Origin of the sequence: Streptomyces sp. NPDC051315 (genome assembly GCF_044455165.1) — a bacterium.
In the GTDB taxonomy this organism is placed as follows: Bacteria; Actinomycetota; Actinomycetes; order Streptomycetales; family Streptomycetaceae; genus Streptomyces.
In genome coordinates, this window is the sequence record NZ_JBITEN010000020.1 from 98,486 (window position 1) to 122,299 (window position 23,814).

Annotated in this window: 18 protein-coding genes; 8 read left to right on the forward strand and 10 right to left on the reverse strand. The window is 73.8% G+C overall.

From position 1 onward, the window contains the following. Position 1: 1 nt before the first annotated feature. Both ACIBBD_RS31390 and ACIBBD_RS31395 read right to left on the reverse strand, forming a co-directional pair. The gene (locus ACIBBD_RS31390; RefSeq protein WP_399422950.1) at positions 2-1,084 is read right to left on the reverse strand and encodes a sugar ABC transporter substrate-binding protein; all 1,083 of its coding nucleotides are present in this window, start codon (positions 1,082-1,084) and stop codon (positions 2-4) included. Continuing rightward, the gene (locus tag ACIBBD_RS31395) at positions 1,081-3,612 is read right to left on the reverse strand and encodes a SpoIIE family protein phosphatase (protein ID WP_399422951.1); all 2,532 of its coding nucleotides are present in this window, start codon (positions 3,610-3,612) and stop codon (positions 1,081-1,083) included. The genes ACIBBD_RS31390 and ACIBBD_RS31395 overlap by 4 nt, the downstream gene beginning before the upstream one ends. Before the next feature lie 482 nt (positions 3,613-4,094). Here ACIBBD_RS31395 and ACIBBD_RS31400 point away from each other — a divergent pair, with 482 nt between their 5' ends. The 4 genes from ACIBBD_RS31400 (at position 4,095) to ACIBBD_RS31415 (ending at position 8,999) form a co-directional block, all read left to right on the forward strand. Then, complete coding sequence (locus ACIBBD_RS31400) at positions 4,095-5,183, forward strand: substrate-binding domain-containing protein (protein WP_399422952.1); 1,089 nt, start codon at positions 4,095-4,097, stop codon at positions 5,181-5,183. 39 nt (positions 5,184-5,222) lie between these two features. Next, the gene (locus tag ACIBBD_RS31405; RefSeq protein WP_399422953.1) at positions 5,223-6,005 is read left to right on the forward strand and encodes an ATP-binding cassette domain-containing protein; all 783 of its coding nucleotides are present in this window, start codon (positions 5,223-5,225) and stop codon (positions 6,003-6,005) included. Next, on the forward strand, positions 5,999-7,282 hold the full coding sequence (locus ACIBBD_RS31410) for a sugar ABC transporter permease (RefSeq protein ID WP_399422954.1): 1,284 nt from the start codon (positions 5,999-6,001) through the stop codon (positions 7,280-7,282). The genes ACIBBD_RS31405 and ACIBBD_RS31410 overlap by 7 nt, the downstream gene beginning before the upstream one ends. A gap of 121 nt (positions 7,283-7,403) precedes the next feature. After that, positions 7,404-8,999 (forward strand): alpha/beta hydrolase, encoded by a 1,596-nt coding sequence (locus ACIBBD_RS31415; protein ID WP_399422955.1) that lies wholly within the window; start codon positions 7,404-7,406, stop codon positions 8,997-8,999. A gap of 393 nt (positions 9,000-9,392) precedes the next feature. Here the strand turns inward: ACIBBD_RS31415 and ACIBBD_RS31420 are convergent, their stop codons facing one another. Then, entirely contained in the window at positions 9,393-11,528 is a 2,136-nt protein-coding gene (locus ACIBBD_RS31420; RefSeq protein ID WP_399422956.1) for a SpoIIE family protein phosphatase, read from the reverse strand. Positions 11,529-11,850: 322 nt separating this feature from the next. Between ACIBBD_RS31420 and ACIBBD_RS31425 the strand changes: the two genes are divergently transcribed. The 3 genes from ACIBBD_RS31425 (at position 11,851) to ACIBBD_RS31435 (ending at position 14,618) form a co-directional block, all read left to right on the forward strand. Continuing rightward, positions 11,851-12,630 carry a hypothetical protein gene (locus ACIBBD_RS31425; RefSeq protein WP_399422957.1) on the forward strand — a complete coding sequence of 260 codons (780 nt, stop codon included), beginning with the start codon at positions 11,851-11,853 and terminating at the stop codon, positions 12,628-12,630. Further along, positions 12,591-13,331, forward strand: a complete 741-nt coding sequence (locus ACIBBD_RS31430; protein ID WP_399422958.1) for a DUF1775 domain-containing protein — start codon at positions 12,591-12,593, stop codon at positions 13,329-13,331. The genes ACIBBD_RS31425 and ACIBBD_RS31430 overlap by 40 nt, the downstream gene beginning before the upstream one ends. Before the next feature lie 177 nt (positions 13,332-13,508). Next, complete coding sequence (locus tag ACIBBD_RS31435; protein WP_399422959.1) at positions 13,509-14,618, forward strand: PP2C family protein-serine/threonine phosphatase; 1,110 nt, start codon at positions 13,509-13,511, stop codon at positions 14,616-14,618. 19 nt (positions 14,619-14,637) lie between these two features. Here the strand turns inward: ACIBBD_RS31435 and ACIBBD_RS31440 are convergent, their stop codons facing one another. The 5 genes from ACIBBD_RS31440 to ACIBBD_RS31460 form a co-directional block, all read right to left on the reverse strand. Beyond that, positions 14,638-15,516 (reverse strand): SDR family oxidoreductase, encoded by an 879-nt coding sequence (locus ACIBBD_RS31440; RefSeq protein ID WP_399422960.1) that lies wholly within the window; start codon positions 15,514-15,516, stop codon positions 14,638-14,640. Positions 15,517-15,572: 56 nt separating this feature from the next. Beyond that, a complete protein-coding gene (locus ACIBBD_RS31445; RefSeq protein ID WP_399422961.1) occupies positions 15,573-17,204 on the reverse strand; it encodes a phytoene desaturase family protein in 1,632 nt (543 codons plus the stop codon). Continuing rightward, complete coding sequence (locus ACIBBD_RS31450; protein ID WP_399422962.1) at positions 17,197-17,709, reverse strand: SRPBCC family protein; 513 nt, start codon at positions 17,707-17,709, stop codon at positions 17,197-17,199. Before ACIBBD_RS31450 ends, ACIBBD_RS31445 begins: the two co-directional genes overlap by 8 nt. Before the next feature lie 119 nt (positions 17,710-17,828). Further along, positions 17,829-18,737 carry a restriction endonuclease gene (locus tag ACIBBD_RS31455; protein ID WP_399422963.1) on the reverse strand — a complete coding sequence of 303 codons (909 nt, stop codon included), beginning with the start codon at positions 18,735-18,737 and terminating at the stop codon, positions 17,829-17,831. 235 nt (positions 18,738-18,972) lie between these two features. Next, on the reverse strand, positions 18,973-19,407 hold the full coding sequence (locus ACIBBD_RS31460) for a hypothetical protein (RefSeq protein WP_399422964.1): 435 nt from the start codon (positions 19,405-19,407) through the stop codon (positions 18,973-18,975). A 259-nt stretch (positions 19,408-19,666) separates the two neighbouring features. On the opposite strand from ACIBBD_RS31460, the gene ACIBBD_RS31465 reads away from it, so the two are divergent. Beyond that, positions 19,667-20,968 (forward strand): phytase, encoded by a 1,302-nt coding sequence (locus ACIBBD_RS31465; RefSeq protein ID WP_399422965.1) that lies wholly within the window; start codon positions 19,667-19,669, stop codon positions 20,966-20,968. Positions 20,969-21,034: 66 nt separating this feature from the next. Here the strand turns inward: ACIBBD_RS31465 and ACIBBD_RS31470 are convergent, their stop codons facing one another. Together ACIBBD_RS31470 and ACIBBD_RS31475 are read right to left on the reverse strand one after the other, a co-directional pair. Further along, complete coding sequence (locus ACIBBD_RS31470; RefSeq protein ID WP_399422966.1) at positions 21,035-21,898, reverse strand: DUF1932 domain-containing protein; 864 nt, start codon at positions 21,896-21,898, stop codon at positions 21,035-21,037. Positions 21,899-22,050: 152 nt separating this feature from the next. Then, positions 22,051-23,532 (reverse strand): MFS transporter, encoded by a 1,482-nt coding sequence (locus tag ACIBBD_RS31475; protein WP_399423011.1) that lies wholly within the window; start codon positions 23,530-23,532, stop codon positions 22,051-22,053. Positions 23,533-23,814: the final 282 nt, after the last annotated feature.

Consider the following 23,814-nt stretch of genomic DNA (forward strand, 5'->3'; position numbering starts at 1 on the left):
CCTAACGGCCGAGCCCGGCCTTCTCGCAGGCGGACCGGAGCGCCGGGGTGCAGATCTGGTCGAGGGTGTACACGCGGTCCTCGACCAGGGTCTGCTCGATGGTGTCGACCGTGACCGGGATCGGGGTGAGCAGGACGGACGGGATGTCCCTGGTGGTCGGGCTGTCGGTCGTCGTGGTGGCGGTGTCGCGGGGATCCTCGCCGCGCCCGAGGGCGACGGCCATGGCGGCGGCGGCCGCGGCCTCCTCGTCGAAGGCCTTGTACACGGTCATGTACTGCTCACCCTTGACGATGCGCCGTACGGCGTCGAGGTCGGCGTCCTGGCCGGTGACCGGCGGCAGCTTCCTGACGCCGGCGCTCTTGAGGGCGGCGATGACTCCCGCGGCGATGCCGTCGTTGGCGGCGAGGACACCGTGGATCCGGTCCGGGCCGAGGGCCGCGATGGCCGCGGACATGTTGGCGTGGGCGTTGTCCGCGCTCCAGCCCAGGGTGTCGTAGGACCGGCCGATCTTCACCTTTCCCGTGAGGACGGACAGCGCCCCGCTCCGGTACCACGCCGCGTTGGGGCTCGTGGGGTCGCCGTTCATCATGACGACGTTCCTGGTGCCGGCCTTGTCGCCCATGGCCGCGAGGAGCGCCTCGCCCTGGAGCCGGCCGACCTGTGCGCCGTCGAAGCTGACGTAGCCCGAGATCGGGCCCTCGGCGAGCCGGTCGTAGGCGACGACGGGGACGTCCGCCCTGCGCGCCTCCTGGATCGAGGAACGGAGCGCCTTGGTGTCGGCGGCGTCGAGGATCAGCACTTTGACCCCCTTGGTGATCATGGAGACCATCTGCTGCCGCTGCCGCGTCGCGTCGTTGTCGGCGTTGGCGTACTCCATGGTGCAGCGGGGGCACAGCTGCTTCAGCCGCTTCTCGATGAGGGGTTTGTCGGAGTGCTCCCACCGCGGGAGCGCCCGGCTCGGGAGGAGCAGGCCGACGCTGAAGCCGTCCGTGCCGCCCGCGTCGTCCCCGGCGCAGGAGGCCAGGGACAGCGTCATGAGTCCGGCGACGAGTGCCGCCGCGGCCTGCCGCGCACGGGTTCTCATGACGATCCCCCCGCGGGCGTCAGCGGCGCCGGGTCCACTTGAGCCGGCCGGCGCCGTGGCACGACGATCTCGCTCCACACCTGCTTGCCGCCGGCCACCGGCACCGAGCCGAAGGAGTCCGACATGGCCTCGACCAGCAGCAGGCCCCGTCCGCCGGTCGACTCCCAGTCCACGATCACCGGCTTGGCGGGCGCGCGCGGCGAGGAGTCGCTCACGCAGACGCGTACCCGGTCCCCGCGCAGCACCAGGTCGACGCGGACCGGGCCCTGGGTGTGCACCAGGGCGTTGGTGACGAGCTCCGACACGACCAGCAGCACGGCGTCGGCCGCGTCCTCGACCTTCCACCGGCGCAGCGTGCGCGCGGTGAAGCGGCGGGCGTGCATGACGGCGTCGGGCAGTCGCCACACCGCCCAGCCGGCCTTGATCGGCCGGGTCTTCATGCCGTCGTAGCGCAGCAGCAGCAGCGCCACATCGTCCTCCCGGCGGCCGTGGTCGCCGAGCAGGGCGTCGGCCATGCCCCCGGGGTCCGCCGGTTCGGCCGCGGCGAGCGCGGTGCGCGTGCGGTGCATGCCGTCGTCCATGGGCAGGTCGGACGCCTCGACCAGGCCGTCGGTGACCAGGGCGAGCACCGTCCCGGGGGCCAGGGCGACCGAGGTCATGGGGAAATCGGCCTCCGCGAGCACGCCGAGCGGGGGCCCGCCCTCGACCTGCACCTCCTCGGTGCTGCCGTCGGGGTGGCGGACCAGCGGGGAGAGGTGTCCGGCACGGACGAACAGGATGGTGCCCTCCTCCATGTCCACCTCGGCGTAGCAACAGGTGGCGAACAGGTCGGTCTCCATGCCGACCAGGAGCCGGTTGGCGTGCGAGATCACCACGTCCGGCGGGTGGCCCTCCACCGCGTAGGCCCTGACCGCCGTTCGCATCTGGCCCATGATCGTCGCGGCCGCGGCACTGTGTCCCTGGACGTCGCCGATGACCAGCGCCACGCGCTCCTCGGTGAGGGCGATGACGTCGTACCAGTCGCCGCCCACCTGCAGCCCCCGCCGCGCGGGCAGATAGCGGGCGACGGCCGTTCCGCCGGGCAGGTCGGGCAGCCGCCGGGGCAGCAGGCTGCGCTGCAGCATCGTCGCGAGTTCCTCTTCCGCGTCGTGCACGTGGGCACGTACGAGGGCCTGCCCGGCGAGCGCCGCGGCGGCGGTCAGGAAGGACCGTTCCTCGGGGACGAACTCGTGCGGCTGGTCCCAGCCGGCCAGGCACAGGCCCACGACCCGGCCCTTGGCGGGCAGCGGCAGGACGGCCAGACCGCCGGTGCCGACACCCGCGAGACCGGATTCTTCGAACGCCGTCCTGGCCGGCCACAGTTCCATGCGGCCGTCCCGCAGGGTCGCCCGGAGGGCGGACAGGACGCCGGCCGGTACGCCGGGCCGCTCCGCGCGCCAGGCGGAACGCCAGGCCTCGGGCCACGCGGCGGGTTCCGGCGGGTGGAGCACGCCGACCGTGAGCCGGTCGCCCTGCGTCTCGGCGAGGGCCACCCGGTCGGCGCCCAGCTGGTCACGCAGCGCGGTGACCACGATGCGGCCGACGTCCCGTGCGGTCGCGGCCTCGTCGAGCTCGGCGGTCAGCCACTGGATCCGGGAGACGTCGTCGGCGCCACGGCGCAGGACCGAGGCCGCCGTCACCACCCCCAGCACCTGCTCCGGCAGGTCGTCGGCTCTCGTCACCACGTGGCACCACAGGCTCAGCCAGCGGGTCTCACCCGTGGGGCAGCGGACTCGGAAATCCAGTTCACGCCGGCCGAACGTCTGGGTGGACGGTTCGAGGACCGACATCAGCGCGTGCATGTCCTCCGGCAGGGCGTGCGCGAGCAGGGTCTCCGCCTTGCCGTCGAAGGTGTCCGGCTCGATCCCGACGAGTTCGAGCAGGGTCTCGTCCGCCTCGACCTGGCCGATGTCCGGCACCAGGGCGAACGAGCCGACGCCCAGGTTCCGCAGGGCGGGGCCGAGCAGCGACGACGGTCCGGGGCGGCCGGCGCCGGTGTGCAGCAGGCCGGTGACCGCGTCGGCGTACCGCTCCAGGAAGCGCCGTCGCTCGGCCTCGAAGCCCTGCGCGTCGGTCCCCACCACGACGAGGCAGCCCAGCCGTGCGCTCTCCGTGCCGAGCGGCAGCACGGCGAGCGACACGTCCGCCCGTGCCGGCGCTCCCTCGCCGTAGGCGCCGAGCGCGGCGGAGTTGAGCCACCGGGCCCGGTTCGTACGGAGGGCGTGGGCCATGGGGGAACCGCCCGACAGGGCCGGACGCTCCGGCAGTCCGTACGCCGACGGCGCGCATCCGGCCGTTTCGGCCAGCCGCAGCTCCGCGCTCTGCCGGTCGAGCAGGTAGACGGCCGCCAGCGCCGCTCCGGCGAAGGTCAGGGCCCGTTCGCTCGCGGTGGACCCGGGCGTCGGAGGGGGTGCCCCCGGGTCCGCGGGGCGGGTCTCGGGAGCCGACGGCTCCCAGACCCGGGACCCGGTACGGCCGTCATGAGGCATGTCCGCGACCTACCTCCCCGTACAGGCAACGGGTGTCGGCAGGTGGGGATCCGGCACCCACCCACCAGAATCGCATATACGGATGAAGCAGACAGATCGGGTGGCTGCACTGCGTTCGCAGATCACCGCGGCCGGTGTCACACTGACGACGTGGCCGTCTTGCCGCATCCGCGCGGCGCGTTCCAGGCGGACGGTCGGCGCCCGCGTCGTCGTCTGTCGGCTGCTCCACGAGCGCCGCGGCCTCGGCCGAGCGTCCACGCCGACGCGGTGGTCCGGCTCGGCCGGGGCGCTCGCGTGGCCGTTCGGGCCGCCCGCCCCGTCGCGCCCCGCCGACTGCCGCCGGTACGGCCCCACCGCCCCGTCCGCGCCTCCTCGACGCCGACCGGCGGTCGCGCCGTGCCCGCGTCCGCACCCCGCGCCGGTCCCGCCCGAGGGGACGCCCGGACATCGCGGCGGGGGCCGGTCGAAGGGAGGTCTGCCGTATGAGGGCCCGCATCCGGGACGTGGCCCTGGCCCTGACCGCGGTCTCGACGGCCGTCGCCCTCACGGCCTGCGGGACGGGCACCGGAGCCGACTCCGGTGGAGGGAACGGGCCGGAAATCGGTCTGCTGCTGCCCGACGCCACCACGGCTCGCTGGGAGACGCAGGACCGGCCCCTGCTCGAGAAGGAGATCAGGGAGCTGTGCGAGGAGTGCGAGGTCGAGCACGCCAACGCGAAGAACGAGGTGGCCATCCAGCAGGAGCAGATGAACTCGATGATCGCCAAGGGGCTCGACGCCCTCGTGCTGGTCGCCGTGGACGCCCGGTCGCTCGGCGCCGCGGTCAGGAAGGCGGACGAGGCGGGCATCCCCGTCATCGCCTACGACCGGCTCGTGGAGGGACCGATCTCGGGCTATGTCTCCTTCGACGGCGAGGAGGTCGGCCGGCTCCAGGGCAGGGCCCTGCTGGAGGGCATGGGTGAGAACGTGTCGGACGGCCAGATCGTGATGCTGAACGGCGACCCCAGCGACCCCAACGCCGTGTCGTTCAAGAAGGGCGCGCTGTCCGTCCTCACGGGCCGGGTGAAGATCGGAAAGGCGTACGACACCCTCCAGTGGAGGACGGAGTCCGCGCACATGAACATGTCCGGCGCGATCTCCGCCCTCGGCGCCGGAAACATCGACGGCGTGTACGCGGCCAACGACGGCCTCGCCGCCGGCAGCATCTCCGCGCTCCGGGCGAACAAGGTGGACCCGCTGCCCCCCGTCACCGGGCAGGACGCCGAGCTGGGCGCCGTCCGGCGCATCGTCAGCGGCCATCAGTACATGACCGTGTACAAGCCGTTCGCCCCCGAGGCGACCGGCGGCGCCGCCATGGCCGTGGCGGCGGCCCGCGGTGAGAGCCTCGACCGGGTGACCACGGACACCGTGAGGACGCACAGCGGGGAGACCGTTCCCGCCGTCATGCTGTCTCCCCTGACCGTGACCGTCGACAACATCAAGGAGACCTTGGTGAAGGACGGCGTCTACACCGTGCAGCAGATCTGCACGGCCCGCCTCGGGGCCGCCTGTTCCAGGGCCGGACTCACCTGACGGGCGGGCTCCGGCCGGATTCCGGACCGCGGGAAGGAGATGGTTCGCGTGCTGACTCCCCCCTTGCTGGCGCTCCACGGTGTGTGCAAGCGCTTCGGCATCGTCGAGGTGCTCAAGGACATCGAGCTCGAGATCCACGCCGGCCAGGTCGTCGCCCTGCTGGGCGACAACGGGGCCGGCAAGTCCACCCTGGTCAAGGTGATCTCCGGGGTCGCCCCCGCCGACCGGGGCGCCGTCGAGTGGGAGGGCCGGCCGGTCCACATCAAGCGCCCCCACGACGCCCGGGACCTCGGGATCGCCACCGTCTACCAGGATCTCGCGCTGTGCGGGAACCTCGACGTCGTCGGCAACCTGTTCCTCGGGCGGGAGATCCGCCGGTTCGGGTTCCTCGACGAGGTGGAGATGGAGCGCCGCACCAGGCAGCTGCTGGAGCGCCTGACCCAGGACCTCCCCGATCTGCGCGCCCCCCTCGTCTCCCTGTCCAGCGGGCAGCGGCAGACGGTCGCCATCGCCCGCTCGCTCCTCGCCGACCCGCGGGTCCTCCTCCTGGACGAGCCGACCGCGGCACTGGGGTTCCGACAGACCACCGAGGTGCTGGACCTCGTCGACCGGCTGCGCGACCGCGGTCTGGGAGTGCTGCTGATCAGTCACAACATGGGGGACGTCAAGGCGCTCGCGGACCGGGCCGCCGTGCTGCGGCTCGGCCGCAACAACGGCTTCTTCGACGTGAACACCGCGTCCCAGGAGCAGATCATCTCCTCCATCACCGGCGCCACGGAGAACGTGCCGCGCCGGCCGGCCCCCCAGGAGGCGGCGTGGTGAAAGGGACGCGCGACACGGCGGACACCGACCGGGCCGCGCCCGTCACACCCGACGCGCACGGGCGCCGGCCGGGGCACGGGCGGACCGTCGTACGGGCCGTGCGGGGCGGCATCGCCTCCTTCCGGCGCAGACTGAGCGCCGGTGAGACGGGCTCGCTCCCCGTCGTTCTCGTCCTCGCCGTGGTCTGGATCATCTTCCAGTCCCTCAACGAGAACTTCCTCTCCCCGCGGAACCTGTCCAACCTCAGCGTGGACATCGTGGGGACGGGACTGATCGCGGTCGGCATCGTCTTCGTGCTGCTGCTCGGTGAGCTCGACCTGTCGGTCGGCTCGATCAGCGGCCTCGCGGCGGCCGTCTTCGCCGTCCTGAACGTCAACCACGGGGTGCCGGAATGGCTCGCCCTGGTCATCGGGGTGCTCGCGGGCACCGTGGCGGGCACCGTCCAGGGCTACTCCTTCGCCAAGGCCCGGGTACCGGCGTTCGTCGTCACGCTGGCAGGGCTGCTGACCTGGAACGGCCTCATGCTGTCCATCCTCGGGACCAGCGGCACCATCAACCTCGACGAGAACGGGCTGGTCGCCAGGTTGACCAGCTACTACTTCACCCACGACGCCGTCGCCTACGGCCTGGCGGTGGTCAGCGCGGGCGCGGTCTTCCTCGTCACCCACCTGGACCGGCGGCGCCGCAGGGCCATGGGCATGCCGCACCGCTCGGTCCGCTCCGTCACGGTCCGCACCGGATCGGTCGCGGTGATCGCCTTCACCGTCGCGTACCTGCTCAACCGGTTCCAGGGGCTGCCGCTCGCCCTCCTGATCTTCCTGACGGTGGTGGCGGGCCTCGACATCGTGCTCCGGCACACCCACTACGGGCGGCAGGTCTACGCGCTCGGCGGCGGTGTCGAGGCGGCCCGCCGGGCCAGCCTCAGCGTGATCCGCGTGCAGACCGCGGTGCTCGCGGTGTCGGGCACCATGGCCGCGGTCGGCGGTCTGTTCCTCGCCTCGCGCATCACCTCGGTGAGCCAGAACTCGGGCTCCGGCGTCCTGCTGCTCAACGCGATCGCGGCGGCCGTGATCGGCGGCACCAGCCTGTTCGGGGGACGCGGTACGACCTGGTCCGCGGTGCTCGGCATGCTGGTGATCCAGTCCATCGCCTCCGGCATGGCGATCACGGACACACCCGCCGCCGTCCAGTTCGTGATCACGGGCGGAGTCCTCTTCGCCGCGGTCGTCATCGACTCGCTCTCCCGGCGCTCGCAGGAGGCGCACGGGAGGGCCTGACCGGCCGGGGCTCCGCTCCCGGATCAGCCGAACTCCACTGACCAGCAACGTCCTTGTCGCGCAAGGATCTTCACACCATGCTGTGTTCCGTCTGTGAACCCCGCTGCATGGAGGAACATCCTTGCCTTCCAACCCCCCACCGGCCGCGCGCTCCAAGGGGCGCCGGAGACTGGCCCTCGGGGCCCTGGTCACCGCGTTGTTCGGCCAGTTACTCACCGGTCCCGCGGTCGCCGCGCCCTCGACCGGTGCCCCGTCCCCCGGACACATCGCCTGGAAACCGTGCACGCCGCCCTCGGGTGAGGGCGGCTTCGAGTGCGCCACCCTCACGGTGCCCGTGGACTGGAAGCGGCCACGGGGCGCCACCATCGATCTGGCGCTCGCCCGGCACCTGGCCACCGACCCGGAGCGCCGTATCGGCTCGCTGCTGATCAACCCCGGTGGGCCGGGTGGCTCCGGAGTGGACTTCGCGTTCAGCGCCCCCGGCTCCTTCTCTCCCGGCCTGCTCGAGCGTTTCGACATAGTCGGCTTCGACCCGCGTGGCGTGGGGCTGAGCAACCCGGTGCGGTGCGACGAGGACCGGGTGGCCGCGCAGGCCACGCTGCTGCACCCCGACAGTGCCGCCTCCTTCGCCGCCCTCCGCGAGGCGAACCGCGCGCTCGGCGAGAACTGCCTCGACCTCACCGGCGCCCTCGTCGGCCACATGGACACCGCGAGCGTCATCCGTGACATGGAGGCCATCCGCGTCGGCCTCGGCGAGAAGCGGATCAGCTACTACGGCGTCTCCTACGGCACCGGCATCGGCCAGCAGTACGCCGAGCGCTACCCGCACCGCGTCCGCGCGATGACCCTCGACTCGAACATGGACCACAGCCTCGACCCGTGGGCCTACCAGCGGACCGAGACCGTCGCGATGGAGGAGTCGTACGGCCAGTTCGCCGACTGGTGCGCCCGCACGGCGTCCTGCGCGCTCCACGGCCGGGACGCCCGCGCCCTGTTCGACGCGCTCTACCGGCGGGCCGACGCCGGCGAACTGGTCCTGCCGGGCGACCCGCCCTACACCGTCACCACCCAGGACCTCCAGATCATCGCCTTCGGCGCCATGTACGACCCGGCCTCCTGGTGGCAGTTCGCCGAGGACCTCGCCTACTTCGACGCCGCCGACCCCGCGGCGGCGCGGTCGCTCAGGAAGCGCGGGGAGCCGACGGAGTTCGCGTACCTGCCGGTGATGTGCCAGGACTACGACTTCGACGTGCCGTCGTACGCCACGCTCGCCCGCTTCGAGCGCGAACTGGCGCGTCTGGCGCCCGTCACCCGTCTCAGCTCGCTCGCCTGGACCGACCTGACGGGCTGCCAGAACTGGCCGACCGAGGTGACCAACCCACCGCACCGGCTCCGTGTCGACGGCACCCCGCCCATCCTGGTGACCAACAGCCGCTACGACGTGGCCACCCCGCACTCCTGGGGCTCCAACGCGGCCCGCCAGATCGGCCGTGAGGCCGTGTTCCTCACGTACGACGGCGTCGGCCACGGTGACTACTGGCTGAGCCCGTGCGCACGGGACGCGATCGACACGTACCTCATCACCCTGAAGGCGCCCCGCAAGGGCACCCACTGCCCCGCGGTGTGGCCGACCGGGCCCTCCGCCCAGCGGCAGACACCGGGCGACGGCCTCGTCAACCCGCTGCCCGAGCTGGTGGGTACGGGGACGCGCCGGTGAGACGCGGCCCGCGTCCGGCGTGACCCGGTTCCGGGAGTGAGGGCGCGCGGCGACCGCCGGTCGGCGGACGTCGCCGCGTGCCCTTCTCCGGAACGGCCGAGGGGTGCGGTCGGTCGTCCGTGCCGGCGGCGAGGGTCGCCGGCAACCGGGCGGCGGCCCGCCGCAACCACGGGGAGGGTCCGCGGCGAGGGCGGACAGCCGTTCCGGGCACTCCCCCGCCGGCCCGCCGGCCGCCCTCACCCGGCGCGTGAGACCGAGCACCGCGTGGTGGCGGACGGTCTCGTGCGGATCCGCGAGGCCGGACCGTCTCGCCGGGCGGCACGGGCACCATCCGGCACGCGATCGACGACCGCGGCGGCCCGTCCGACTCCGCCACCGACGTGGCCCACCCCGTCAGCCACCCCTGACCGCCGCCGCGGCATGGTGCAGCACCAGGAGCGCGATGTCGTCGGTGCGCTGCCCGCTCGAGCCCGCCCCGCTCACCAGGTCGTCGATGAGCCGGTCCAGATCGCGCTCGTCGGCGTGGGCGAGGTGGGCGGCGAGCCGGGAGATGGAATCGTCCAGGTCGACGCCCGGTGTCTCGATGAGACCGTCGGTGTAGAAGGCGAGCATCATCCCCGGGACGAGCGGGATCTCGGTCAGGGGGAAGTCGGCGTCGGGGTCGATGCCCAGGAGCGGTCCGGGCGGGACGTCGACGGGCCGGGTGTCGCCGTCGGGCAGGCGCAGCAGGGGCGGCGGGTGGCCGGCGCTGGCCAGGGTCACCCGCCGCCCGGCGAAGTCGAGATGGGCGTACAGGCAGCTGGTGAACAGGTCGGGGCCGAGATCGGTGAGGAGCCGGTTGGTCCTGGCCAGGACCTGGTCGGGGGCCGTGCCGAGGGCCGCGTGGGCGTGCACCCCGGTGCGCACCTGTCCCATCAGGGCGGCGGCGGCGACGTTGTGGCCCTGGACGTCCCCGATGACGGCCGCGGCGGCGGTGTCGCCGAGCCGGATCACGTCGTAGAAGTCCCCGCCGATGTCCATCCCCCGGGTGGCGGGCAGATAGCGGGCGGCGACCCGCAGTCCGCCGACCGTGGGAAGGGTGCGCGGGAGCAGCGCCTCCTGGAGGCCGTGGGCGAGGTCGTGCTTGGTGTCGTACAGGCGGGCGCGGTCGAGTGCCTGGGCGACGAGCCCGGCGAGCGACGTCATGACGGCGCGCTCCTCGGCCGGGAACTCGCGGGGGTGGTCGTAGGACAGGATGCAGATGCCGACCGCGCGGCCGGAGACGATCAGCGGCAGGAAGGCCCAGGCCTGCTTGCCGCTGATCAGGGGCGCCTCGGGATAGATGCGCCGCATCTCCCCCGGGGAGGAGAAGAACGCGGGGATACCGCTGCCGAGGGCACGCCCGGCCGGGGTGAAGGAGGTGTCGAGGGGAAGGGCGTCGAGTCGTTCGATGACGTCGGGGGCGTAACCGCGGAACCCGGTGATGTGCAGCCGGCCGGCTTCCGCGGTGGACAGGACCAGGCCGTCGGCACCGAAGGCCGGCATGATCTCGTCGGCGACCATGTCGACCACGTCCTGGACGCCGACGACCTCGGTCAGGGCGGCCGCGAGGTGCGTGAGCTGGTAGAGCTGACCGGCGCGGGCCGGGGTGGCCGGGTGGGGGGAGCGGTGGGGCGCCGGCCAGGGCGGGGGCTGTGCGCCGGTGGGGACGATGCGGACGCTGATACCGCTGGCGTCCGGGTAGAGGTGGAAGTCCAGCCACCGGTCGGGGGGTCGGCACGCGGTGAAGGCGACGGGTTCGCGGCTGATCACCGCGGCACGGTAGCGGTCCTCGTAGGTGGGGTCGTCCAGCCAGCGCAGGGACTGCCACGGCAGGGTGCCCAGCAGCTGACCGGCGGTGCGGTCCAGCAGGACGCAGGCACCGGAGCTGAGGTAGGTGAAGCGACCCTCCAGGTCCAGGGCGCAGCTGCCGCCGGGCAGACGCTCGATGAAGTCGGCGGTGGCCATCACCGGGGTCGCGAACCGGTCACCGGTTCCGGCGGGGAGCACCCGGGGCCGGCCGTCGCAGGGCGGGGGCTTGCCGTGCTCGACGGCATCCTCGACCAGGCGGGCCAGACGTCGGCACCGGGACGCGATGTGGCTGCGCTCCCGCCGGGTCATGTGCGACGGGCGGGTGGCCGGCCACATCAGCAGCAGGGCGCCCCACCGCCGGACGCCCGTGACCGGCGCGGCGACCAGCGCCAGCGGGTAGGGAAGCGCCATCGCGGTGCGCGGGTAGAAGTGGGCCATCTGCCCCAGGCTGCCCAGCCACACCAGGCGGTCCTCCCGGACGGCGTCGGCCACCGGGGCGGGCGCGGCCATCGACACCCTGGTCCACGGGTCGGCCATCCCGGACGGCGCCCCGCACAGCACGTCCAGGCACAGCAGCTGCTCGTCCGGTGAGAGCAGGTACAGCGCTCCGATGGCCGCGCCGGTCCCGCGCACCGTCTCCGCGAACGCGGCGTCCAGGGCCTCGATGGCGGCGGTGGCCGGATCACCCGCGCTGGTCACAAGGAACCTCCAGCATCACTGGGGCGCGCTGCCGGAACGGCTGCGGACAGCCGCCGTCCGGCCACGCCCCCAGGGGGACGTACGCCCCTCCGGGGTGGTCGGCGCGGGGTGCGGCCTGCCGAGCGCCCGCAGCCGGCACCTTCCCTCGCCCCCATCGTCGTTTTGTCATAATTCGCCATGGTATTCGGGTGGCCCGCTGGAACGGCGCCGGGGACCGGGCGAACCCGGGCAGAACCGCTCGATGGGCATGGACAGGGAGGTGTCGGCCTCTTTCCCCGACCTGCCTGCCTGCGGCCTGGCCGTGCCCCATGATGAGCGGGCCATGCACCAGCCCGTCCCGACGCCCCGCGCTCCTCTGCCCGTCCTGCGGGCAGTCGTGTTCGCCGTCGTCGGCACGGTGCTGGGGATGAGCGCCCACCATCTGCTCACCGAGGGACCGGTGCCGTGGGCGCGGGGTGCGGCCGCGGCCGTCGTCCTCCTCGGACTGGGGCTGGCCGGCACACGCCGCCCCCGCCGTCCGGTCACCGTCGTCGTCTGCGGTGTCGTCGCCCAGTACGGACTGCACCTGTGGCTCAGGTCCGCCGCGCGTCCCCGGCCGACGACGGCGACGGGCACCCCTCACGCGCACCGGCACGGCGGACACGCCCCCGACGTCACCGGCCTCCCCGCGGGCCGGCCCGGGCATCCGCACGACTCCCTGGCCATGACGGTCGCCCACGCCGTCGTCGCCGTCCTCGTCGCGGTCCTCCTGCACCGGGCGGACTCGGCGTGCTGGACGCTGACGCACGGAGTGACGGCGGCGCTCCACGCGCTGGGCACCCGCCTGGCCACCGTCCGCCGGCTGATCGCCGGACGGCGGGCGGCCTACCGGGAGCCGGGGCCGCCGACCCCGCTGACGTCAGAGGTCGAGGGGCTGCCGGCCGCGGGGCCGGTGCTCGCCCACGCGGTGGTACGGCGGGGTCCTCCCCCGGCGCGGACCGCTCGTGTCAGCCGACCCCACCGGGGCACCGGTCCGGCATCGCCGTACGGCCGCCCCGCCCTGCCCCGTGCCTGGAGACCGCCATGTCCCGCATCACCCTGCCGCGTGCCGCGCGGCGCCTGACCGTCGCCGCGGCCGCCGCGACGACCGCCGTCCTGCTCACCGCCGTTCCGGCCGCCGCCCACGTCGAGGTGGAGTCCGACCGGGCCCAGGCCCTCGCGGAGAACGTCGAGATCACCTTCGTCGCCGAGTCGGAGTCCGCCACGGCCGGCATCACCCAGCTGCGGGTGATCCTGCCCGAGGGCATCGAGCCCGCCGACGTGGTGTACGGCGAGGGCCCCGCGGGCTGGGCGTTCACCGCCGACGGCGACGGCTACACCGTCAAGGGGCCCGCCGTGAAGGTCGGCGAGAACGCCGAGCACTCGATCGTCGTACGCCGGCTGCCCGACGCGGAGGAACTGGCGTTCAAGACGCTCCAGACCTACAGCGACGGCACGGTCGACCGCTGGATCGAACTGGGCGAGTCCGGCGGCGACGGGCACGGTCACGGCCACGGCAACGAGGCGCCCGTGCTGAAGCTGAAGGCGGCCGCACCCGGCGCGGAGCCGGCCGGCCCCTCCCCCAGCGCGTCGCCGACCCCCTCCTCCGCCGCGACACCGACCGCCGCGAAGACCGCCTCGCCCGCCCCGCAGGCGGCCGGCACCGAGGAGGACGAGGACAGCGGATGGTCCGCCACCGCCTGGACCGGCATCGCGGCCGCGGTCCTCGTCCTGGCCGCGTCCGCCGCCTTCCTCGTCCGGCGCCGGCGCGGCGTCCGGGAGTAGCGGGCCCAGCCGCGAGCCCGGCGCAGAGCGCCCCGCGCCCGGCTGAGTCCGGTGCGGCGCGGGGCCGCCGTCACGCCGCGCCGGGGGGCGGATAGTGCGGGAGGGTGTTGTGGAGGGGGTTCGTTGCAGGTCGCACGAGCGGGAGGGACGGTGGCTGGGTCGAGGGATCCGGACGGCGTGTCCGCGGTCGGCGTCGGAGTCCGGCCGGCACCTCCCCTGCGCTGGTCCGTCGTCCTCGGCTGCCTGGTGGGCCTCACGGCGGTCCTGGCGGTCGTCGGCGTGTTCCTGGGCCGGGAGACCAGACTGGCCCCGTTCCTGGTGGTGGTGCCCGCGCTGGTCGCCGGGCGAGGCACCGTGCGGCAGACCGCCGTCGCCTCCGGATGGGCCACCGTCATGATCATCGGCGCGCTGTTCGACGCCGCGGAGGACTCGGTCGGCGCCGGCGTGGCGACCGTCGTCTTCGCCCTGATCTTCAACGGGCTCAGCGTCGCGCGGGCGGCCCAGCGGGTGCGCGACGAGGGCGAGATCGCCCGGCTGCGCTCCGCCGCGGCCGCCCTGCAACGGCAGCTTCTGCGCCCGTTCCCGCTGGTCACGGACGAGCTCCTCGTCCATGGCCTCTACCAGCCCGTGGAGGAGGACAGCCGGGTGGGAGGCGACGTCTACGAGGTCGTGACCTCTCCGTACGGCAGCCGTGTCTTCATCGCCGACGTCCAGGGCAAGGGGCTGCCGGCCATCAGCGCGGCCTTCGCGGTCCTGAGCGCCTTCCGCGAGGCCGCGGTCTCCGAGCCCACCCTCACGGGCGTCGTCGACGCCCTGGAGGACGCGGTGCTGCGGCACAACTCGTTCGCGGCGCAGGTCGGTGAGAGCGAGCGGTTCGTGACGGCGCTGGTGCTCGGCATCGGTTCCGAGGAGGAGGTCCAGGCGATCAACTGCGGGCATGTCGCACCCCTGCTGCTCCACACCGAGCGGTCGGGTCCGGTCCTGCGGGCAGAGCCCTGCGTTCCGCTGGGTCTCGACGCCCTGGCCCCGGAGCCGCGCACCGTCGAGTGGTTCGGTTTCCCGCCCGGCAGCACGCTCCTGCTCTGCACGGACGGGGTCACCGAGGCCCGCGACCCCTCCGGCGGCTTCTACCCGCTCGAACAGCGTGCCGCGGGCTGGGGCGACATCCGCCCCGGTGACGTGCCGGCCACCGTCTACCGCGATCTGCGGCGCCACTCGGCGGGCATGCCCACCGACGACACCGCGCTGCTCGTGCTGCGCCGCAGACCGGGCGCCGACGTCGACTGAGGAGTGCTCCTCGGGCCGCTCATGCCGTGGCCGACGCGCCGCTGTCGGCCCGGCCGCCGGCCCCGAGCAGGCCCGTTGGGTACAGGGGCTCCTCGGCCTCGATACGGGCCAGTTCGCGTCGGCAGCGGCGCAGCACCAGGGGCGGCAGGGCGGCCCGCGTCACCTGGGCGAGCCGCAGCCAGGCGGGTACGTAGACGGCGGTGCGGCGCCGCTCCACCGCGCGCGCCAGCCGCTCCGCCACCTCCTCCGCCGAGTGGACGCGCCGGGCGGGCGGCGGCATCTGCGCGCGCAGCTCCCGCAGCACCGGGTGCTGGTCGGCGTCCCGGATCATGTCGGTGTCGGTCCAGTTCACGTAGGCGATGCCCACCGCCACACCGTGGTGCACGACCTCCGCCCGCACCGAGTGGGCGAAGGCCTCGACGCCGGCCTTGGAGGCGCAGTAGGCGCTCATCATCGGCGCCGCACCGATCGACGCGAGCGAGCCGATCTGCAGGAAGTAGCCCGACGTCCGCAGGAGGTCGGGCAGAAAAATCCGGGCCGTCAGGGCGCTGCCCACGAGATTCACCTCGATGACCCGGCGCCAGGAGGCCATGTCCGCCGTGACGAACGGGCCCCCTTCGGCGATGCCGGCGTTCGCGACGACGACCGACGGCGGGCCCAGCCGCTCCCGGACCGCGTCGGCCGCGCGCTCAAGAGCCTTTTCGTCGGTGATGTCGGCCTCGACGGCCAGGGCGGGGACGGGCAGCGAGGCCGCGACGGCCTCCAGTTCCGGTTTCTCGTGACCGAGCAGGGCCAGGCGGGCTCCGCGCCGGGCGAGGGCTCGGGCCTGCGCCGCGCCCAGTCCACGGGCGGCGCCCGTCACGACGACGGTGCGGTTGCGGAGAGGGCTGTCGGCCACGGCGTGCTCCGTTCGTGCCTGCGGTGATCGCCTCACCGCGGTGTCCCCGCCGGGGATCAGCCGGCGGGAGGTGTTCTGTCTCCGACGCGGTCCCGGCCGGCGAGGACGCGTTGCAGCCGGGTCAGCCCCGGGGCCCGGTGCCGCCGCAGTGCCGCGCGGGCGGCGTTGGCCCCCGGAGCTCCGTGGACGCCGCCGCCCGGATGGGCTCCGGCGGAGGCGAGGAAGAGCCCGCGTACGGGTGTCTCGGGCCGCCCGGTGCCGGGCAGCGGCCGGAAGACGAGCTGCTGGTGGAGGGCCGTGGTGCCGCCGTTGATGGCGCCTCCCCAGAGGTTGGCGTCCAGCTCCTGGAGGGTGGGCGGGGCGAGGATGCGGCGGGCGCGGATCAACGACCGGAAGCCCGGCGCGAACCGTTCGACCTGGCGTTCGACACGGTCGGCCATCACATTCCGCTCCCGGTCGTCCCAGACGCCGGTGAGGCCCTCGTCCCCGGCGTCGGAGGTGACGCGGTGGGGCACGTGGGTGTACGCCCAGGCCGATTCCGTGCCGAGCGGCGAACGGGAGGCGTCTGCCGTCGTCATCTGGCCGAAGAGCGCGAACGGACGGTCGGGAACCTGCCGCATGGCGATCTGGGAGGCGAAGCGGGTGAGTTCGTCCAGGCCGTCGGCCAGGTGGACGGTTCCGGCCTGTCCGGCCCGCTCGGCCCTCCAGGGCACGGGGCCGTCGAGGGCCCAGTCGACCTTGAAGGTGCCGAAGTCCCACTGGAACCGCTCGAGGTCGGCCAGCAGCTGGGCGGGGAGGTGGTCGGGTTCGACGAGTTCGCCGTAGAGCGCGGGCACCGACACGTCCGCGAGCACGGCGCGGCGCGCCGTCACCGTCTCGCCGTCGGTGGTGCGTACGCCCACGGCCCGTCCGTCACGGACCAGGATCCGGCCGACCCGCCGGCCGCAGTGCAGGGTGCCCCCCTTGGCCTGCAGCCGGTGCACCAGGGCCGCGGTGAGGGCGCCCGCGCCGCCGACCGGCACCGGGAAGCCGTAGGTCTGGCCGAGCATGGACATCAGCCAGCCGAAGCCCCCGCTGCCCGCGGCCTCGGGCGCGAGGTCGGCGTGCAACGCGTTGCCGGCCAGGAGCAGCCTGCCGCCCTCGCCCCCGAACTCCTCGTCGCCCATGCGCCGCACCGGCAGGACGAGGGTCCGCGCCAGCCGCAGCCCGCCCGCTCCGCGCAGCCGTACGGCGAGTCGTGTCGTCGCCCTGACCGGCGGGAAGGGCGTGAAGAGGGCGGCGAGGATGTCGGGGCGAAGACGCTCCCAGACACCGTGCAGGCGCCGCCAGGCCGCGCCGTCCCCGGGGTGGAAGGCCTCCAGGGAGTCGGCGGTGACGTCGACCCTGCGGTCCAGGACCGCGCACCGGCCGTCGAGCAGTGGATGCGCGAGGACGCGCGGCGCGTGGCTCCACCGCAGGCCGTGCTCCTCCAGGCGCAGTGCGGTGAGCACCGGGGAGGCGGCGGCCAGCGGGTAGAACGAGCTGAAGAGGTCGTTGACGAAGTCCGGGTCGACGCCCCGGTCGTGGCGGACCGCGCCGCCGGGCTCGGGCTGTTCCTCCAGGACCTCCACGCTCCAGCCCGCGTCGGCGAGCACGTTGGCCGCGACCAGCCCGTTCGGCCCGGCCCCGATCACCACGGCGTCAGGCATCGCCGCCCCCGCGCGCGGCCTGTCCCGCCGCCGCCTCGGACGGGCGCCGGCCGTCCGCTTCGCCGCGGGCGGCGGCCTCGGCCTCGCACACCCGGGCCAGCCGGGCCAGCATGGCCCGGTGCCGGACCTGGATCAGCACCTCCACGGCCACGTTGTGCAGCGCTCCGGCGGCCCCCTGCAGCGGGTGCTCGTCCACGATCACCAGGCAGTGCTCGCCCCAGGGGCGCAGTTCCAGGGCGATCCTGGCGGTGCCGAGCGCACCCGCCCGCGCCTCGAGTTCCAGAGTGGTGCCCTCTTCGCAGTGTCGTACGACCGTCTCGTTGGTGAGGCTGACGGGCCCCAGACGTACCTCGTACTGGATCGCCGCACCCGTCTGCGGCCACTGGCCGCGCACCGGATGCGACTCCGCCGTCCCCACCACCCAGTCCGCGTACCGACTGCCGTCCGCCAGGACGGCCCACACCGTCCGCGGGTCCGCCTTCACCAGACGATGCCGAACCGCCACAGCAACCTCCCGTGCTCGCCGTTCGCTCACCGCCAAGTGCCCACTCCGCGGCCGACGAACCAGAACAATCAGTGACATACCTGGCTCGGCCCTCGACCAGGCCCGGCTCAGCCGTCGGTTCAGCCCTCGATACGGCCCTCGGCGGCGCGCAGGTCCCAGGGCCGTGGGCCCGTGCCCGACTGCCACTCTCCCAGGCGTTCGGCGTCCACGCACACGATGGCGCACTGCTCGGCGTACTCGGCGGCGGGTGCCGTGAAGTCGCTGGTCGTGACGACGACGGCGACATCGGCCGCGTGCACGGTGAAGCACGTGCCGCCGAAGCGCTGCATGTCCTGGGAACCGACCTTGTGGCCGTCGGCGTAGCGCTTGCACTGGATGACGACGCGGCGGCCGTCCGGCGCCACCGCCAGGACGTCGGCGCCCAGGTCGCCCGCGCCGCCCACGACCTCCACGTCCGTGCAGCCGTCGCGGACGCACAGGTCGGCTATCGCCTCCTCGAACGCCGCGGGTTCCAGCGCCTCGAACGCCTCGACGCCCATGACGTCGGTGTCGACGGCCGACTGCGCCGGGTCCGGTTCCCACTCCGGCTCCGGGCTGAGGACGAGTGTCTCGCCGCAGGTGAGGGGGTCACGCAGGGGAACGGTGGCCGTCGGCACGCCACCGTCGGGTGCGGCCGCCCGCGCGTCCGCGCGCACGCCGCGCGCGTCCGGCCCGGGTTGGGCGTCCAGGGCGTCGGCCGCGGTCTCGGCCGCTTCCTCGAGGGCCTCGGTGGCGCTCCGCACGAGCCTGCGGGCCGACCAGCGGCGCCGGCCCCGCCGGCCGGCGACGACGGCGGCCACGGTCAGCAGGAGCAGCACGGCGGCCCAGGCGGGACGGCGCTCCGCGGCGGCCGCCGCGGTGCGGACGGCCAGCCCGCCGAGGCTGATGAGCAGGGCGAGAAAGGCGAAGAAGAAGGCCGTGGACCGCAGGTCGAAACGGCGACGGCGGGCCGGGCGCCGAGGCAGCGGAGGGCGAGTGGGTGCGGTCACGGTGATGCTCTCCTCCCCGTCGGAAACCTCGGAACGATCACTGAGGCCCCCGCCCGCCTCACCCCGCCGCCGTAGCCGTAGCCGTGGCCACTGTCGGCGGGCCCCGGCGGGCGCCCGACCGCCGCAGACGGCCGGGGGCGCGGGGGCCCGCCGGCATCGCGGCCCGCACTCGGGGTTCCCGCGGGACGGGCCGCCGGCGCCGCGCCGGCTGCCGGCGGCCCGTCATGACGGCCCGTCAGATGCGCCCGCCGGTGAGCCGGGTGAGGGGCCCGTGCGTGTGGCGTCCGGACCGGCGGCCCGCCGCGTAGGACGCGGCGGTCAGCGCGGTCAGGCCGGCGCCCACGCCGGCGGCGACGATCTTGCGGTGGGCGATGACCGTCCAGGCCGTCTTGGCCGTGGCCGCGACCTGTCCCGAGGTGGCGATGATCGCCTGACGGCCCGCTTCGACACCACGGGCGGCGCTCTGCGCGGCGCCCGTCGTCACCTCGGCGGTGCGCCCGGCCGCGGACTTCGCCGCTGACGAGGCGTCACCGGCCTTCGTCGCGGCGCCCTTCGCGGCTCGCGCGGCGGGAGCGGTCGCCTTGTCAGCGGTCCGCCGCGCCTTGGCGGCGGTCGCCCGCTTGGATTCGGTTTCCTCGTTCGGTTGCGTGTTCGGTTCACTCATGGACATCGCTTTGCCTCTCGCTCCGACGGCAAACACATCCGGGCACACGGCCTCGGCACAGCGCCGTCGGGAGATGGGGCGTGCGCCGGATCCAGCCGGACGGCCCACCGGCCGGTGACCGGAAACAGCCCTGGCCACACGGCAGTTGTTCCGCTCGACGGTACCTTCCCTTCACCCGTCGGCCGCTTCGGCGTTCGCCCCGGCGACCAAGATCACCACGTTGTCCCGCCTGTCAAGAAGAAGCCCGCTACGGAAGGAAGTCGACGTGGCCAGACCTCTTCCGAGATCGCTCGCCGTCTCGGTCCTCACGCTGTCACTCGCTCTCACCGCCGCGCTCCCCGCCTCCGCGGAGGACGACGAGGTCCTGCCGGCCGTCCTGCCCCGTGTCGAGACCCCGGCTGTCTTCGACGACGAGGAGGGCGGGAACGCCGACGCGGACGACCCGGCGATCTGGCGCAACGCCGCCCGTCCCGACGCCAGTCTCGTCGTCGCCACCGCGAAGGAGGGCGGGCTGCGGGTCTACGACCTCGACGCCCGGCTCGTGCAGGCGATCCCCGCGCCGGCCGGACCGGGGCCCGAGGACGCGCCGGGCCGCTTCAACAACGTCGACCTCGTGCAGGGCATGAAGCTCTCCACGGGCCGGGCCGACCTGGCGGTCACCACCGACCGCGGCAACGACCGTCTGCGCTTCTACCGCATCGACCCCGCGACCCCCGGCCGTCCCCTCACGGACGTCACCGCCGCGACCGCCGGGCCGGTCTTCTCCGCGGGCCAGGCCGAGATCAACGAGCAGCGCACCGCCTACGGTCTCGCCACCTGGACCGACAAGGCGACCGGCCGCGCCTACGCGCTGGTCAGTCAGCGTGAGCGCACCACGATCGCCCTGCTCGAACTCACCGCGACCGCCGACGGCAAGGTCGGCTACCGCAAGGTCCGCACGCTGAGCCTGCCCTCGGCGTTCCGTCTGCCCGACGGCAGGTCCTGGTCGCCGTGCGCCGAGCCGGGTGAACTGCCCCAGGTCGAGGGCATGGTGGTCGACCCGGCGAACGGCACGCTCTACGCCGGGCAGGAGGACGTCGGCATCTGGCGCGTCCCCGCCACCCTCACCGGGACGCCCGAACTGCTCGACAGGGTGCGGGAGTACGGCGTGCCCGGCACGTACGACGAGGCCACCGAGGAGTGCGTGAGCGGGAGCGACCCGGGCTACGGCGGCACCCGGCTGTCCGCGGACGTCGAGGGCCTGACGCTGGTCACACAGGCCGACGGGGACGGTTACCTGCTGGCGTCCAGCCAGGGGGACAACACCTTCGCCGCCTACGACCGTGAACTCGGCGACGACAACGAGTACGAGGGCGGCTTCCGCGTCGGCCCCACGGCCACGGGGCCCGACGGCTCGGAGGAGTGCGACGGCGCCGCGGCGCTCAACGCCCCGCTGGGCAGCAGGTATCCCGACGGTCTGCTCGTGGTCCAGGACGGCCACGACGACGCCGGCGACGCCACGGACCGCACCGCGACGAACTTCAAGTTCGTCGACCTCGGCGACGTCCTGACCGCGCTGGACGACTGAGACGACGGGCGGCACGGCGAACCACCGGCGTCCGGTCGCGCATAGGACGCCGGTGGTTGTGCCGGCTCATGGGGCGGGGTCGCCGTCGTCCCGGCGCAGATCGGCGATGAGACGTGCGCCGGTCACCGTCCAGTCGTCCTTGTGGGCCTCCCACCGCCCGAACGTCTCCGCGGCGGCCTCGGCGAACGCGGTCGGTAGGCCCGCTTCCCGCCAGGCGCGGGCGATCTCCCGCATCTCCGGCTCCCAGCGCCATGCTCGCGGCCCGGCGCCGGCCAGTCGCTCCGTGCCGGCCAGCGGGGTGTCGGGCAGGGCGTGGGCCGCCAGGTCGACCAGGTCGTCCAGGACTCCGTGGCCGTCGGCCAGGGCGCAGGCCTGGGCGGCCAGCGCGTAGGAGATCTTGTTGTAGGCGGCGAAGGCCAGTTTGAGGGCCGACGCCCGGCCGATCGGGCCGTCCAGGGCGACCGCGGCGAGCGCCGTGTCCTCGAAGAGGGCCGCGACGCGGGCGACGGCCGTGACCTCCCCCGACAGGTACAGGCGGGTCGTTCCCGTCTCGCGCGGCGGCGGTCCAGTGATGCCGCCGTCCACCACCGTCGCGCCGCCGTCCCCGAACAGCCGGGTGATGTCGGCCATGCGCTGCGGGCTGACGGCGTTGGCGTCGACGTACAGGCCCCGGAAGCCGGCCGCCGCCACCTGGCCGGCGACGTCGAGGGCGGCGGCGGGAGGACAGACGCTGAGGACGGTGTCGCAGGTGGCGGCCAGTTCCTCCAGACTCGCCGCGGAGCGCAGTCCCAGCTCGGCGGCCCGTTGCCGGGTCGCCGTGGACCGGCCGGCGGACAGCCACCAGACTCTGGCCCCGGCGGCCGCGGCCTGCGCCGCCACGCTCGCTCCCATGGCACCGGGGTGCAGAATTCCCACGTCTCGCTGCGGCATGTGCGGACCCTAACCCGGCAGTCCCAAAGGCCGGAGGCCGGGGCTGTCACGGAGGCCCGGAGGCCGGAGACCGGCGTCACGAAGGCCCGGAAGCCGGCAGTCCGGGTTGCGGAGAGCGGCGTCACGACGGCCCGGATGTCCGTAGGCCGCGGTCAGCTGCCGCCGGGTCCGGTCCCGCCCTTGAGGCGTTCCAGGTCCGAGGGGCGGACCTGGATCACCAGGACGGCGATCACCGCCGCGAGCAGGGTGAAGAGGGCCGCGGTGACGAAGGCCGCCGAGACGCCCGCGGTGAGGACCTCGTGCGACCAGGGCGGCGGGAGTTCGCCGGTGCGCTGGAAGCGCAGGCGTTCGGCGGGGGTCGCCCGGGCCAGGAAGTCGGGGACCTGCTTCGCCGCCTCGTGGGTGCTGGCGGTGCCGAACATCGTGACCAGGATGGACAGACCGAGCGAACCGCCCACCTGCTGGGTGGCGTTGAGCAGGCCGGAGGCCGCGCCGGTCTCCCGGGTGCGGACGCCGGAGAGCGCCATCAGGGTCAGGGAGACGAACTCCATGCCCATGCCCAGGCTGAAGACCAGCATCGGGCCGAGGACGCTGCCCGCGTAGGTGGAGTGGACGTCGGTCAGGGTCAGCCAGGCCAGGCCGGACGCGGCGAGGATCGCGCCGACCACCATGAACGGCTTGGGGCCGTAGGCCGGCAGGAAGCGTGAGGCCAGGCCGGCGCCGATCGCGATGACGGCGCTGACCGGCAGGAAGGCGAGCCCGGCCTGCAACGGGCTGAAGCCCAGCACGTTCTGCACGAAGAGCGTGAGGAAGAAGAACATGCCGAAGATCGCGGCGGCGAGGCACAGCATGATGCCGTAGGTGCCCGCGCGGTTGCGGTCGGCGAACAGGTGCAGCGGTGTGATCGGTTGTCTGGAACGCCGCTCGACCAGGACGAACAGCACCAGGACGACGACGGCCCCGGCGAACGAGGCGAGCGTCAGGGCGTCGCGCCAGCCCTCCTGGGCGGCCCGGATGAAGCCGTACACCAGCAGGACCATGCCCGCCGTGGAGGTCAGCGCGCCGGTGAGGTCGAACCGGCCGGGGTGGCGTTCGGACTCCTGGATCCAGCGCGGTGTCGCGAGGGCGATGAGCAGGCCGATCGGAACGTTGACGAAGAGGACCCAGCGCCAGTTCAGCCACTCGACGAGCATTCCGCCGGCGAGCAGGCCGATCGCGCCGCCGCCCGCCGAGACCGCGGCGAACACCCCGAACGCCCGGTTGCGTTCGGGTCCTTCGCGGAAGGTGGTGCTGATCAGGGCGAGGGCGGTCGGGGAGGCGATGGCCCCGCCGACGCCCTGCAGGGCGCGGGCGGCCAGGAGTTGGCCGTGGGTCTGGGCGAAACCGCCGAGGAGGGAGGCGAGCACGAACAGCAGGACGCCGCAGACGAAGACCCGCCGTCTGCCGAGGATGTCGCCGGCCCGGCCGCCGAGCAGCAGCAGTCCGCCGAAGGTGAGGGTGTAGGCGTTGACCACCCACGACAGGCTGGTGGTGGAGAAGTCCAGGGAGCGCTGGATGTCGGGCAGCGCGATGTTCACGATGGTGATGTCGAGGACCACCATGAGCTGGCACGAGGCGATGACCAGCAGCGCCATCGCGTGTCCGCCACCGCCCTGTCGGGTGGAGGCCCGGGTCGCGGAAGTCGGCTGCGAAGAGCTGCTCATGACGTGTCGCCCGCCCGCGGGCGGGCCCGGAGGGGGAGGTCAGTGAACGCTGGCGTCCACTGTCGTGTCCACCGTTCGACCGTACGCCCGGGGCAGGGCCGTCACCACTCGATCACCGAGTGGGCGCACCCCTCATATTACTGAACCGTAACCTACCGGCGGGTACCGCGGGTAACACCCTGACCGCTACGGTCCTGACAGTTCGTCTAAGAG